This window comes from Oceanicaulis sp. MMSF_3324 (assembly GCF_030733545.1).
Taxonomy (GTDB): Bacteria; Pseudomonadota; Alphaproteobacteria; order Caulobacterales; family Maricaulaceae; genus Oceanicaulis.
The window spans coordinates 86,652-99,014 of record NZ_JASHIU010000006.1 but is presented as its reverse complement, the minus strand read 5'-3'; the positions used below and the strand labels follow the sequence as shown (position 1 = coordinate 99,014).

12 protein-coding genes are annotated in these 12,363 nt (G+C 60.5%); 5 read left to right on the top strand and 7 right to left on the bottom strand.

Features of this window, described 5'->3' with window-relative positions; all coding sequences use genetic code 11:
• Positions 1-18: 18 nt before the first annotated feature.
• Both RBA95_RS07775 and RBA95_RS07770 read left to right on the top strand, forming a co-directional pair.
• Positions 19-1,164: a bifunctional 2-C-methyl-D-erythritol 4-phosphate cytidylyltransferase/2-C-methyl-D-erythritol 2,4-cyclodiphosphate synthase gene (locus RBA95_RS07775; RefSeq protein WP_306016296.1), complete on the top strand. Its 1,146-nt coding sequence runs from the start codon at positions 19-21 to the stop codon at positions 1,162-1,164.
• Entirely contained in the window at positions 1,161-1,646 is a 486-nt protein-coding gene (locus RBA95_RS07770; RefSeq protein ID WP_306016294.1) for a CinA family protein, read from the top strand. The genes RBA95_RS07775 and RBA95_RS07770 overlap by 4 nt, the downstream gene beginning before the upstream one ends.
• Here the strand turns inward: RBA95_RS07770 and RBA95_RS07765 are convergent.
• The gene (locus RBA95_RS07765) at positions 1,638-2,159 is read right to left on the bottom strand and encodes a type II toxin-antitoxin system RatA family toxin (RefSeq protein WP_306016292.1); all 522 of its coding nucleotides are present in this window, start codon (positions 2,157-2,159) and stop codon (positions 1,638-1,640) included. The genes RBA95_RS07770 and RBA95_RS07765 overlap by 9 nt on opposite strands.
• Positions 2,160-2,167: 8 nt before the next feature.
• Positions 2,168-3,151 (bottom strand): lipoyl synthase, encoded by a 984-nt coding sequence (lipA, locus tag RBA95_RS07760; protein ID WP_306016360.1) that lies wholly within the window; start codon positions 3,149-3,151, stop codon positions 2,168-2,170.
• Positions 3,152-3,275: 124 nt separating this feature from the next.
• On the opposite strand from lipA, the gene RBA95_RS07755 reads away from it, so the two are divergent.
• The 3 genes from RBA95_RS07755 (at position 3,276) to RBA95_RS07745 (ending at position 6,026) form a co-directional block, all read left to right on the top strand.
• A complete protein-coding gene (locus RBA95_RS07755) occupies positions 3,276-3,581 on the top strand; it encodes an autorepressor SdpR family transcription factor (RefSeq protein WP_306016291.1) in 306 nt (101 codons plus the stop codon).
• Entirely contained in the window at positions 3,568-4,167 is a 600-nt protein-coding gene (locus tag RBA95_RS07750; protein WP_306016290.1) for a hypothetical protein, read from the top strand. The genes RBA95_RS07755 and RBA95_RS07750 overlap by 14 nt, the downstream gene beginning before the upstream one ends.
• Positions 4,168-4,295: 128 nt before the next feature.
• Complete coding sequence (locus RBA95_RS07745; protein ID WP_306016288.1) at positions 4,296-6,026, top strand: S9 family peptidase; 1,731 nt, start codon at positions 4,296-4,298, stop codon at positions 6,024-6,026.
• On the opposite strand, the gene RBA95_RS07740 is transcribed toward RBA95_RS07745, so the two are convergent.
• From RBA95_RS07740 to RBA95_RS07720, 5 genes are all read right to left on the bottom strand, one after another.
• Positions 6,023-6,529: a DUF6702 family protein gene (locus RBA95_RS07740; RefSeq protein WP_306016287.1), complete on the bottom strand. Its 507-nt coding sequence runs from the start codon at positions 6,527-6,529 to the stop codon at positions 6,023-6,025. The two genes, RBA95_RS07745 and RBA95_RS07740, sit on opposite strands and share 4 nt — an antisense overlap.
• The gene (locus RBA95_RS07735) at positions 6,529-8,970 is read right to left on the bottom strand and encodes a M1 family metallopeptidase (protein WP_306016286.1); all 2,442 of its coding nucleotides are present in this window, start codon (positions 8,968-8,970) and stop codon (positions 6,529-6,531) included. Before RBA95_RS07735 ends, RBA95_RS07740 begins: the two co-directional genes overlap by 1 nt.
• A 117-nt stretch (positions 8,971-9,087) precedes the next feature.
• A complete protein-coding gene (locus tag RBA95_RS07730; RefSeq protein WP_306016285.1) occupies positions 9,088-10,341 on the bottom strand; it encodes a polymer-forming cytoskeletal protein in 1,254 nt (417 codons plus the stop codon).
• A gap of 12 nt (positions 10,342-10,353) precedes the next feature.
• Complete coding sequence (locus tag RBA95_RS07725; RefSeq protein WP_306016284.1) at positions 10,354-11,205, bottom strand: hypothetical protein; 852 nt, start codon at positions 11,203-11,205, stop codon at positions 10,354-10,356.
• 194 nt (positions 11,206-11,399) lie between these two features.
• Complete coding sequence (locus RBA95_RS07720) at positions 11,400-12,275, bottom strand: hypothetical protein (RefSeq protein WP_306016283.1); 876 nt, start codon at positions 12,273-12,275, stop codon at positions 11,400-11,402.
• Between the last annotated feature and the right edge of the window lie 88 nt (positions 12,276-12,363).

Here is a 12,363-nt window from a genome sequence, read left to right as displayed (position 1 = left end):
CATGATCCGAGGAGCACAATGGGCTATTCAGCATGCATCGTCGCCGCCGGTGGCGGGGAACGCGCGGGTGGCGGCACGCCCAAACAATTCCGCACGCTCGCGGGGCGAGCCATGCTGAGTTGGAGTGTGGAGCGTTTTGCGAACGACCCTGCGTGCGAACAGATCATAATCGCCCATGCCGCCGATCAGGCCCGTGATGTGGAGACCTGCCTGAAGGGCGTCCAGGTCGACCTGGTCCAAGGAGGTGAGAGCCGCACCGCATCTGTGCGAAACGCGCTGGCCCTTGCACACTGTGACCACGTGCTGATTCATGACGCCGCCCGCCCTCTTCTGACGCAAGGCCTTATAGACAGGTTGCGAGACGCGCTTTCATCCCATGACGGCGCCGCGCCGGCTCTGGCGGTCTCCGACGCTCTGGCGCGTGAGGATGAAGCAGGAGTGACGCCTGTCAGTCGCGACGCGCTGTTTCGCATCCAGACGCCTCAGGCGTTCAGAACAGAGCCGTTGCGCGAAGCATTTGCGAACGCACAGACTGATTTTCCCGACGAGGTCTCCCTGGCGCGCGCCCAGGGGTTGGATGTCGTGCTGACACAGGGTGAAGAGGCGAATTTCAAGGTGACCTATCCACAGGATTTCGAACGCGCCGAACAGCTTCTGGCCTTACCGGCTTCACAGACGCCTTCAGTCGCGGTCGTGACCGGCATGGGATATGACGTGCACCGCATGGAGGCAGGCGACGGCGTCCATCTTTGCGGCGTGTTCATTGAGTGCCCCTACCATCTGATCGGCCATTCGGACGCCGATGCAGGCCTTCACGCCATCACCGACGCGCTGCTGGGCGCATCCGGTCTGGGCGATATCGGCGATCATTTCCCACCCAGTGATGATCAATGGAAAGGCGCGGATTCTGCAATGTTTCTGAAGCATGCTGTCAAGATCGCACGCGACGCAGGCGTCAGGCCTGTCCATGTGGACGTCACTCTGATCTGTGAGCGTCCCAAGATCGGCCCTCACAAAGTCAACATGAAACACCGCATCGCCGAGATCATGGACCTTGATCCGCGGCGCGTGAACATCAAGGCGACGACGACCGAGAAGCTGGGTTTCACCGGACGGGGTGAAGGCCTGGCCGCAGAAGCAATCGTAACAGGAGCCCTGTCGTGAGCCCGACCCGAAACTACGCCCGACAGGTCATCGAGCTGGCCCGGACACGCGGCGTCATGATCGCCACGGCGGAATCGTGCACCGGCGGCTTGATTGCAGGGGCTCTGACCGACATCGCCGGCTCTTCCGCTGTCGTGGATCGCGGCTTCATCACCTATTCGAACGCCGCCAAGATGGAGATGCTGGAGGTTCCGCCCGAAACGCTCCATGCGCATGGCGCAGTCTCTCGACAGACGGCCATGGCCATGGCGCAAGGCGCACTCACGCACAGCCAGGCTGATCTTACGGTGTCTGTAACCGGTGTGGCCGGCCCTGGCGGGGGCAGCGTCGACAAACCGGTCGGGCTTGTCTGGTTTGGGCTCGCCCAGTCCGGCAAACCTGTTCGGGCCACAAGCCGAAAATTCGGGAATGTCGGCCGTGAACGAGTCCGTGAGCTCACAGTAGAACAGGCGCTCAAGCTCTTGATCGGCGCGCTATCCTGAAACGCCTGAGGGCTCAGGGATCGCCTCAAGCGCCGGGCTCAGATCAAATTCCGGCTCTCCAACCATGTCATACCGGTTGGCCGCCTCGTCCTCGAACGCACTGATCAGATAACGGATCGCGCGGGTCCGGTTGCCGTCCAGCAGCATTTGCAGGACGGGGTTCTTGAAACCGTACCGGATCCAGAAGTCTACCAGCGTGGAGCCATCCTCCAGCTCGTGAAAGCGCCAGTGATTGGCCAGCTCGTGGAAAGGCCCTGACAGGTAGGTCACGTCGATGGTGCGGGCGGCGCGATCAAGCTTCACCCGCGTCGTGAAGCCCTCGCGAACGAATTTGAACCGAACGCGCGCTTCGGCGTCGAGCTCTCCCACCCCATCCTTGACGCTGTCACGGGTGACCCGCATGGCGGTGATGGGCTTGATGAAGTCAGGATAGCGGCGCACGCCGCTGACCAGTTCAAAGAGATCATCGGGTCGGTAGCGCAAGCGCATCCGTTCGACGTGTTCGGCGCTCATGAAACTCTCTAGACAGTTTTACCCGACGCCAGCGCGGCTTCGCGCGCGGCGCGCATCCGCTCGAAATCGTCTCCGGCATGATAGCTGGAACGCGTGAGCGGGCTGGCGGACACCATCAAGAAGCCCTTGGCTCGAGCGATGGTCTCATAGCTCTTGAACTCTTCAGGCGTGACGTAGCGATCCACGGCCGCATGCTTGCGGGTCGGCTGGAGATACTGGCCAATGGTCAGGAAATCGATGCCCGCCGAGCGCATGTCATCCATCACCTGCATGACCTCTTCCTTGGTTTCGCCCAGGCCGACCATGATTCCCGATTTGGTGAACTGGCTGGGATCGCGTTCCTTCACCCGCTCCAGCAAACGCAGCGAGTGGTAATAGCGCGCGCCCGGACGAATGCCGAGATACAGCCGCGGCACGGTTTCAAGATTGTGATTGAAAACGTCCGGCTTGGCGTCGATGACGACCTCGGCTGCGCCTGACTTGCGCAAGAAGTCCGGTGTCAGAATCTCGATCGTGGTGCCCGGCGCGGCTTCGCGGATCGCCCGGATCACCTGGGCGAAATGCTCCGCCCCTCCATCAGGCAGGTCATCGCGATCTACAGAGGTGATGACGACGTGCTTGAGCTCCATGGTGGCGGTCGCTTCGGCCACCCGGCGCGGCTCATCGGTATCGAGCACATCCGGCAACCCCGTCTTCACATTGCAGAAGCTGCAAGCGCGGGTGCAGGTCTCGCCGAGGATCATGAAGGTCGCATGTTTCTGCGACCAGCATTCGCCGATATTGGGGCAGCCCGCCTCCTCGCACACCGTGACGAGGTTGTTTTCCTTGACCACATTCCGGGTCTCTGAAAACACGCCACCCGTAGGCGCTTTAACGCGAATCCAGTCCGGCTTGCGCAGGACAGGCGTATCCGGACGCTTTTGCTTTTCCGGATGGCGCGCGGCGCGAGCGTCGTGCGCGGCGGAGCGGGGGGAAGAGATCAGGTTGACCATACGCCCCAAATAAGCCTCCCGGCCCGTTCCATCAAGCGTCGTAACAGCGCAGCACACCATTTAATTAGATATTTCTCGAATTATTTGCTTGCCGTCAATTCGACGATTAGCTAATCATCTACTCATGAGCAACGTATTCAAAGCCCTCTCCGACCCGACGCGGCGACGCGTTCTGGAACTCTTACGGGAGCGTCCCATGACGGCTGGCGAGCTGGCGGCGGAGTTCGACGTCTCCAAGCCGACCATGTCCGCCCACTTCACCGTTCTCAAGGACGCCAATCTTGTTGACGCCACCAAAGCCGGAAAGACCGTCACCTATCGCATCAAGCTAAGCGTGCTTGAAGACGCGCTTCTGGGCTTTGCGAAGACCTTTGGTCTGGGTGACAGCAACTCCGAAAACGCAAAGGACACAGACCATGGCGCAAACTAAAGCCCCATTTCTCTCAACCGCCGCCATTCTGGCCCTGGCGTTACCCCTGGCAGTCATCATGGCGGTGCGCGAACCCGACGCAGCCTGGATGTTTATCCTCGCCGCAGTGTTCATGCCCATCGCATGGCTTGTCGTCGAAACCCTGAAATTCAGCAATCAGGAGACAAAACCTGCACTGGAGGATCGCATTACCCTGCGGCAGTCCGTTCGATCCGCCGGATTGTTGATCCTGATACCGCTTGGACTGACGGTGTTGTTCACCTCCGGGTTTGACTGGATCAATGACGCTTGGGAAACGCGTATCCTGGGATGCGCCTTCGGTCTGGCCCTCATTGTCATCGCCAACGCCATACCCAAACGCCCGACCTCACTGAGCCAGGGCGGCGCCTCACTGGCGGAACGGCAGGCCATTGCGCGCTTTTCCGGGCGCACCCTGATGATTACCGGCGCGATCTATATTCTGGCGGCCTTCGTCACACCGAACGACCTGGCTGGATTCGTGTTGAGCGCCATCGCCATCATTGGATCGCTTCTGGTGGTTGGTCGTTGCCTGTTCGCGATGACCCGCGCCAAGTCCCAAGCCTGACGCCTCGATAAGGACCGGTGCGCAAACCGCGCGCCGGTCTCCCCTGACAACAGACACGGCTCAACAGCGGCTCGCCGCTGAACGATAGAGCTGTGTCCGGATTTGACCTCTGAAGAAAGGGTCTCCCCATGACACGACGCCTATCCCCGCTTTTTACAGTTGTAGCAGGCGGCTTCCTCGTCCTGCTGGTCACTCTAATGGCATCCGCGCAGTCAGCTGATGACCGGATGGGCGCCTGGCTGGCGACGCTTGAAACGCCAGCTGGCAATCTGCGCCTATTGGTGACGGTCACGTATGACGAAGCCGGTGAGCAGACCGCAATCCTGGAAAGTCTCGACCAAGCGCCGGGACAGGACATCCCGATAACGTCGGTCATGATTGATGAAGACCAATTCGCGTTCTCGATCGCCGCAATCGGCGCAACGTTCGAAGGCGCGTGGAACCCACAGACACAAGGTTACGAGGGCGTCTTCCGCCAGGGCATGGAGATACCGACCCGCTTCTCCCGGCCAGACCAGTCCCAAGCCCTCTTCGTCCCGGAGCTGAATGGCGTCTGGGAAGGCGCGCTCCAACGTGAAGACACCCGACTTGAATTCACTTTGGAAGCTCAAAGCGGTGAGACCGGAACCAGCCTGGTTCTGAACTCCGTCACCCAGGGCGCTTATGGCATCCCGATTACGGGTCTGCGCCAGTCGGGCGATGGTTATGCGTTCAACATCCCGGCCGCCAATGTCACGTATGAATTTGATATTGCCGGAGACACGCTGGTCGGTGTCTGGACGCGCCCGGGCTTTGACGACGCCAATGTGCGCTTTGAGCGCGTGTCTGATGAAGTGACAGGACCGAACCGCCCTCAGACGCCGCAACCGCCCTTCTCTTACACCGAACACGAAGTCCGCATCGACAACCCGGACGTCGAGGGCGTCACTCTGGCGGGCACGCTGACACTGCCGGAAGGTCGTGGCCCCTTCCCCGGCGTGATCCTGATCTCGGGTTCCGGACCGCAAGACCGGAACGAAAGCGTCTGGACCCACCAGCCTTTCGCGGTCCTGGCAGATTATCTGACCCGGCAAGGCATAGCCGTGCTGCGCTATGATGACCGGGGATTCGCTGAATCCACAGGGGATTTCGCCAGCGCGACCTCGTTCGACTTTGCGTCGGACGTTCAGGCGATCGTCAACTGGATGATGGCGCATGACAGCGTTTCCGCGGTCGGCCTGGCCGGGCACAGCGAAGGCGGCCTGATCGCTCCGATCGTTGCCGCACAGTCTCCAGACACGGCCTTTGTTGTTCTGCTGGCCGGACCGGGCACGCCGGGACACCAATTCATTCCCGACCAGATCATCGCGAACTCCGCCGCCATGGGCGCAGATCCGGACCTGACCGAGCAGCGCGTCGAGATCATGCAGTCCCTGATCGACATCGTCCGCAATGCGCGTGACGTAGACAGCGCCGCAGCCGCCTTGGACGGCATGCTGACCGAAGAGCGGCTCGCCACGCTCGAAGTCCCCGCGGACCAGAAAGAGACCTTCATCGGTTCGATGACCCGAGACTGGTACCGGACACTTGTCAATTACGATCCGGCGGACTGGATCCCGGCCATGGACCAGCCCGTCCTGGCGCTGCAGGGCACGCTGGATCTTCAGATCGTGGCCGAGCCCAATGTGGCGGGACTGGAGACGCTGCTCGCCAACAATCCTGACCATGACATCGTGGTTCTAGAAGGGCGCAACCATCTGTTCCAGCAAGCCGAAACCGGTCTGATCTCGGAATACGCCCAGATCGAGGAAACCATGGATCCTCAGGTGATGGCGATCATGGCGGACTGGATCAATGCGCGCTTCGGCGCAGAGCGCTAGAAACGCGCCCGACCCGGCGTACGGGAGTCCGGTCCCTGGGTCAGGGACTGGACGTCCTCGCCCTGGCGCACATTGGTGAGGTTGGACTGGCTGGGCAGGAAGTCGACAAGCAAACGATTGTCGATGATCACCGCGTTGCCCGGCTCTGGCGCTTCCCCCACAAAGTAGAAGAAGGTGAACTCGCCATCAGGTTCCGCCCCGACAAAACGCAGCGGCACAGGCCCCTCGCCTTCCACACGCAGGGAAAAGCGCGCTGCCGCATAAGCGCCCAAGCGCAGTAGCCCCTCGCGGGTCTCATACAGCTCGGTATCGTCAATGGCGTTGAACCCGATCGCCGGATAGAGGTCATGCGTGAACAGGCGGTGGACCACTTCGAGCTCACCGGTCGTTTCGTTGACGGAAATATCCGTCAAACCAGCATGAAGCCGGTGGGCGTAAGCGGCGCTGGCCGCTGCGCACAGCGCAACGGCCAGAACCAGGGTGCGAAGAACGCTACGACCCATTACTGGTCCCGCGTCTCGATGCTGTCGCGTTCAACACGCAGATCCATGTCATCCATCAAGGACGAAGAACCCGAAGACCGACGATAGACTTCCAGTCGGCTGGGCTGGATTTGCGGCGGATAATAATTGTCCGTGCGGTCTGCATCGGCTGTTTCCAGATGCGGATCGAGCTCCACTGAAACAACCTCGCGATCCGAGATATAGCGCCAGATCGCGGACTCCGGATTGAAACGCCAGATCTCGGCGGGGATGCGTACTTCGTCCGTGCCGCCATCGGCGAAGGTAAACTCCAGGATGACCGGCATGACGACGCCGCCCTGGTTTTCCAGATTCACGAAGTAGACATAGCCGTCAAAATCGAGCGCCGCCTCTTCATACGGCTCCAGATCGCCATCACGCAGGCCTTCATAGGTCTCACGCTGACGATTGGTGACGATGTAGGGGTCATTCTCCGAGTAGAAATCCCGCACTTCGGGGTTCTCGTCCTCATAGAAGCCGAGCCCTTCATCGATATTGTTCTGGAGCGTGGTGGAATTTGACGTCTCGGCGTCGCGTTGACGCTCGAGATCGTTTTCGATCTCCGGGTTCTCGGTGTTCACCGTGCCCTCGGTCACCGAGGTGATGGCGATATCCACATGGTCGGTGGAGTAGAACCAGCCACGCCAGAACCAATCGAGATCCACGCCCGAGCTCTCTTCCATGGTGCGGAAGAAGTCATACGGCGTCGGACGCTTGAAGCGCCAGCGTTCGGAGTATTCCTGGAAGGCCCGATCGAACAGTTCCCGGCCCAGCACCGTTTCACGCAGCACCACCAGAGCCGTCGCCGGCTTGCCATAGGCGTTGTTGCCGAACTGCGGAATGGAATCGGACTGGGTCATGATCGGCACCTGGTTGGTGGAGACCATGTAGTTCGCAATCAGATCCGGATCGCCACGACGCACGGGATAGTCTTCCGACCAGCGACGCTCCGCCTGGAATTGCAGGAAGGTGTTGAGCCCTTCATCCATCCAGGTCCACTGACGCTCATCGGAATTGACCACCATCGGGAAATAGATGTGGCCGATCTCGTGGATGATCACGCCGATCAGGCCATGCTTGGCGCGACGCGAATAGGTCAGCTCGCCATCTTCGCCGATCACCGGACGGCCATAGCTGGCGCCATTGAAGGTGATCATCGGATATTCCATGCCGCCCTGCGGCCCCGAAATCGACTGGGCCGTGGGATAGGGGTACGGGAAGGAAAACTCGTTGTAGACGTCGATCGTGTGTTCGATGGCGCGCGTGGAATAGGTGGACCAGAGCGGCTCGGCTTCATTGGGGTAGAAGCTCATCGCCATGACGCGATCGGGAGCCTGTCCACCGCCATCCTGTTCGACGCCCACCGCGTCCCAGATGAACTTGCGCGACGTCGCCCAGGCGAAGTCCCGCACATTCTCGGCGCTGAACTCCCAGGTCGCTGTGGAACGGGAGCCGCGGCGCTCATTGGCGCGCGCTTCATCCGGCGTGATGATGAACACCGGTTCCTCGGCGGTTTCCGCCTCTTCCAGACGCTCGCGCTGGGCTTCGGTCAGGACGGTCTCCGGGTTCTGCAGCTCACCGGTCGCCGCCACCACGAAATCCTGCGGCACGGTGATGGAGACATCATAGTCGCCGAATTCCAGCGTAAACTCACCACGCCCCAGGAAGGCCTTGTTGTGCCAGCCTTCATAGTCAGAGAAGGCCGCCGCGCGCGGGAACCACTGCGCCATCTGATAGATGCAGTCGCCACCCTCGCCGTCTTCTTCAAAGCACTCCCAACCTGAGCGCCCTCCGATCACCGCGGTTTCAATCAGGACATGGTCCCAGTTGATGGTGAAGGTGACCGAATCCCCGGTCTCAAGGTCTTCCGGCAGGTCGATGCGCATCAGCGTATCGACAACGGTGTAATCGAGCGCCGAACCGTCTTCGAGCGTGACGGAATCCACATCAAAGCCGAGCCCGTCTTCTTCCAGACGACGGGCGCGATTGAGCGTGCTCGCCGAGACCCCTTCAACAGAGGCCGCCGCGCCGGTGCGTGAGTTGGCGCGCGAGGCGCCGCCCACGGTTTCGGTCATCACTGCGATGGAATCCGGACGGAACCGATTCTGGTCCATCAGGAACCACAGATAGCCCAGGGTATCGGGCGCATTGTTGGTGTAGGTGACCGTGGCGGAGCCGGTCAGGACCTTGGAGTCCTCGTCAAAAGCCACGTCGATGTCGTAATCGACTTCCTGCTGCCAGTAATCCGGACCCGGCGCGCCCGTGGCGCGGCGTTCACGGTTGGGCGTCGGCCAATCCTCGTCTTCCAGCTGGCGAAAGGCGTCCCGCCAGTCATTGGTGGTTTGACGGATAGGATCAGCGAAGCTGGGCGCACTGACCACCAGTGCGACTCCAGCCGCCAAGGCGACTTTGAACAAGGACATGAGCGCTCCCCCGATTGAAGCATGTCTGCGGTTCTGAGACCGCTTACGAACAAAAAAATCCCGGCCAACCTACTCGGTCGACCGGGATTGTAACAGGGTAACGCTGTACTTATTTCATTACACGGCGTCCATGTTCGGCTGCGGTTTGGTCCGCGTAAACAGGGCGATAGTCCAGGCGCCCAGGCCGATACAGAACACGATCATGCTGATCGCCCAGCCGATGAACGGGATCACGGAGATCAGGCCGATCACCAGCAACGCCGCCAGCATGGAGCCTGCGCGCAGGCCGAAGCCCGCCGGCTCACCGGTCCGGTTCATCACCAGATCGCCAATCGCAATGCCGCCGAAAGCAAAGGCTAGGAACATGAAAATCGGAGTAGCCAGCCCCAACAAGATTGCCAGAGGGATTCCGATAACCGTAACGGCAAGCAAGACCATAAGCGTCGGTATCAGGATAGGCATCATAGCCAGCACCACAAGACCGAGCAGGCCCGACACCCAGGGCTGACGACGAAAAGCGCTCGCAATGCTGGCCACGCCTTTGGGGCTCGCCAGAGAGACCAAGAGGCCCAGCAGGAAGGCGCTGGCGGTGAACACGCCGCCAAAAGCCCAGGGCGACGGCGCAAAACCGAAATCATCAATGCCGATATTCACGTTCGGATGATCAAAGTCGGAATTGTCGTCAAATTCATATTGCTGATAGTCCAGCTCGCCGATCTGAGCGCCCTCCGCCACTGATGGCGGCTTGGGCGAGCGCACGGTGATCGGGCCGGTCAGCACAGCGCCGCTCTCGATCACGACGTCACGGGCGCGAATGTCCAACGGCCCCTCGATGGTGCCAGAGATGACCACGTCACGGGCGTGGATTTCAGCGCCCCGCTCCAGACGGCCTTCCATGTAGAGCTCGCGCGCGCCGATCTCGGTCTCGCCCGAAACAATGGCGTCCGCGGTGATGATCACGGTGGCGCCCGCCAGAGCGGCGTTCCCCGCGACAGTGCCATTCAACGTCAGATCAGCGCCGGCGGCGTCCAGATCATCAAAGATGTCTGCGCCCACACGGATATCCGCGCCGGCCAGGCCAACCTCGCCGTCCACAGCGCCGTCGAGTTCAATATCGGCCGCCACGATCTGCACTTCGCCATCGACAGTGACGTTCATGCGCACATCGGCCGCAAACACCGTCAGATCGCCGCCGACCCGGCCTTCGCCGATCACGTCCGCCGCCAGTACGAGAACATCATCATTCTCATCCAGAGACAGGTTGAGATCGCCGCCGATATACTGTCCGGCATGGGCTGCGCCGCTCGCCGCGCCGCACAGGAACCCGGCGACCAGCAGGGAACCCATATATTTTTTCAGAGACTTGAGCATCAAACCTCTCCTTTATGATGTGCGTTCGCAACGCTGGCCATTGCGGGCCGTGAAAGTGATGTCCTGCGCCCGAGCGCCGTTGAGCAGCTCCGGCGGCGAGTCCGCCATGACCTCGAGCGGGCCATTGACCTGACCGCGGATGACGACGCGACGCGCGCAAATCGTTCCGCCCACGGAATCGCCATTGAGCTCGACCAGCCCGTCTTCGGCAGACAAGCGCCCGCGTCCGGGATCCACATTCAGAACCATGGGGACAGCGAGATCGCCGTTCAGCCAGGCTGTGCGCGCACTCAGGTCAAGCTGACCGTCGACTTGCCCGTCCAGCTCAAAATCGGCGGCGTTCACATACATGTCGCCGTCAACCTGCGCGTTGCGGGCCAGCTTGAGGTCTGCAGCCGAGATTTCAATGTCAGCAAAAGCGCCTGACAGTTCCGCATCGGCGACCTGTGCACTGAAACGGCCACTGACCCGACCATCAAAGTGCAAATCCGCCGCCCGGATTTCAGCGGCCTGGCCAATGCTGCCCCGCCAGCTGACATCAGACGCGGTCAACGTAACCGGCCCGTCGACATCGCCTGAGAAGGAGATGTCGGCCGCCGTAACCGAGACCGCGCCAGCATGAAACTCGCGCGCAATGAACTCGGCTGCGCTGACCCGCAACCGGCCGGCGACCTCGCCGGACACGCGCACATCCGCGCCTGTCAGGCGAAAGTCGCCCGCTTCGTCCAGAACCGCCGTGAAATCGCCGCCCTGCAGGCTCTGCTGGCTGCTTGTGGCGTAGGCGGGCGAACTGACCGTAACGTCGATGCAGCCGGTCAGCGCCAGAACGCTGGCGACCGCAGTGGTGAGAAGGAGACGTGTCATTTCGGGTTCCCCGATATTTCTTATATGACCAACCTTATCGAAACTCGATAACATATCGAAACTCGATAACAAAGCGATTTTTTTCGAAAAACGATAAATTTTTATCATGGCCCGTGAAATTTCAGGCCTGAAACCCAAAAGGCGGCCCACACTGTGGACCGCCCTGTGAGGCGCTTATTGCGTGAACCATTGCCTCAGTCAGGCCGCAATTCATCAATCACCGAGGCGTCGACCCACATGATATCGACGTTCGGCAACCCCGCTTGCTCTCCCTCGGACACCATGCGGTGAAAAAACAGGTATCTTCCATCTGGAGAAACGCTTGCAGAGGCTTCCCATGCCTGGGTGTTGACGGGGGCGCCCAGATTGATGGCCTCGCCCCATTCTCCGTCTGACTGCCTGAAGCTCACATAGATGTCTGAGTGCCCCTCACCGTGCTCCCTTCTGCCATCGAAAAGGATGTAGGACTCATCAGGCGCTATGAAGGGGTGAGCGTTGAACCGCCCCGTATTGATAGCGGGTCCCAAAGGCACGGGCGTCTGGCGCTCGCCATCAACCAACCGTGATATTCTTATGAGACCGTCCCCGTCAGATGATCCGATCTCGTCGAAAATGTAAGTGCCTGACCGCGAGGCAGTCAGCCTCATGATGGCATAGTCCTCAAAATGGGCTCCGAGCGTCTGTATGTCTGACCAGCCCGACTCTTTACGCGTCATAAAGCGCCGACCCAGATGCAATGTCTCACCATCGGGAGAAACAAAGGGTTGCCCCACACGTGCTGAAATCACTTCAGGCGTCCACCCCTCGGGCCCCGGTCGCACAACAACGAAGTTCTGCCCTTCTCCGTCCTCTCGGCCTTGTATGAAATAAAACGCGTCCATATCAGGAGATATCGTCACGCCATATTCGTAGCCGGGTGAAGAGACCAGGCCCGGCGCGAAAGCAACAGGTTCGGCGCCCGGCGGCTCCTGCCCCAGATATGGCTCAAACGGTGTATCTGGAACCAGAGCCTGGCTCGGCCCGGTGAGAAAAGCCAACAGCAAGGCAAGGCGCAAAGCCGAGCAGTTCATCTTTGTTCTCCGAGTGCTGCGCAGTCAACGCATCACTCTTAGGCGGGGCTACAATCATAGCGAACTAAATTCGGATTTAGGTTTCAAA

Excerpts from the sequence above, each read along its gene's own strand:
- RBA95_RS07725 (WP_306016284.1), bottom strand. The coding sequence starts at position 11,205 with ATGACACGTCTCCTTCTCACCACTGCGGTCGCCAGCGTTCTGGCGCTG.
- RBA95_RS07755 (WP_306016291.1), top strand. The coding sequence starts at position 3,276 with ATGAGCAACGTATTCAAAGCCCTCTCCGACCCGACGCGGCGACGCGTT.
- RBA95_RS07735 (WP_306016286.1), bottom strand. The coding sequence starts at position 8,970 with ATGTCCTTGTTCAAAGTCGCCTTGGCGGCTGGAGTCGCACTGGTGGTC.
- RBA95_RS07775 (WP_306016296.1), top strand. The coding sequence starts at position 19 with ATGGGCTATTCAGCATGCATCGTCGCCGCCGGTGGCGGGGAACGCGCG.
- RBA95_RS07765 (WP_306016292.1), bottom strand. The coding sequence starts at position 2,159 with ATGAGCGCCGAACACGTCGAACGGATGCGCTTGCGCTACCGACCCGAT.
- RBA95_RS07745 (WP_306016288.1), top strand. The coding sequence starts at position 4,296 with ATGACACGACGCCTATCCCCGCTTTTTACAGTTGTAGCAGGCGGCTTC.
- RBA95_RS07720 (WP_306016283.1), bottom strand. The coding sequence starts at position 12,275 with ATGAACTGCTCGGCTTTGCGCCTTGCCTTGCTGTTGGCTTTTCTCACC.
- RBA95_RS07730 (WP_306016285.1), bottom strand. The coding sequence starts at position 10,341 with ATGCTCAAGTCTCTGAAAAAATATATGGGTTCCCTGCTGGTCGCCGGG.
- RBA95_RS07750 (WP_306016290.1), top strand. The coding sequence starts at position 3,568 with ATGGCGCAAACTAAAGCCCCATTTCTCTCAACCGCCGCCATTCTGGCC.
- lipA (WP_306016360.1), bottom strand. The coding sequence starts at position 3,151 with ATGGTCAACCTGATCTCTTCCCCCCGCTCCGCCGCGCACGACGCTCGC.
- RBA95_RS07740 (WP_306016287.1), bottom strand. The coding sequence starts at position 6,529 with ATGGGTCGTAGCGTTCTTCGCACCCTGGTTCTGGCCGTTGCGCTGTGC.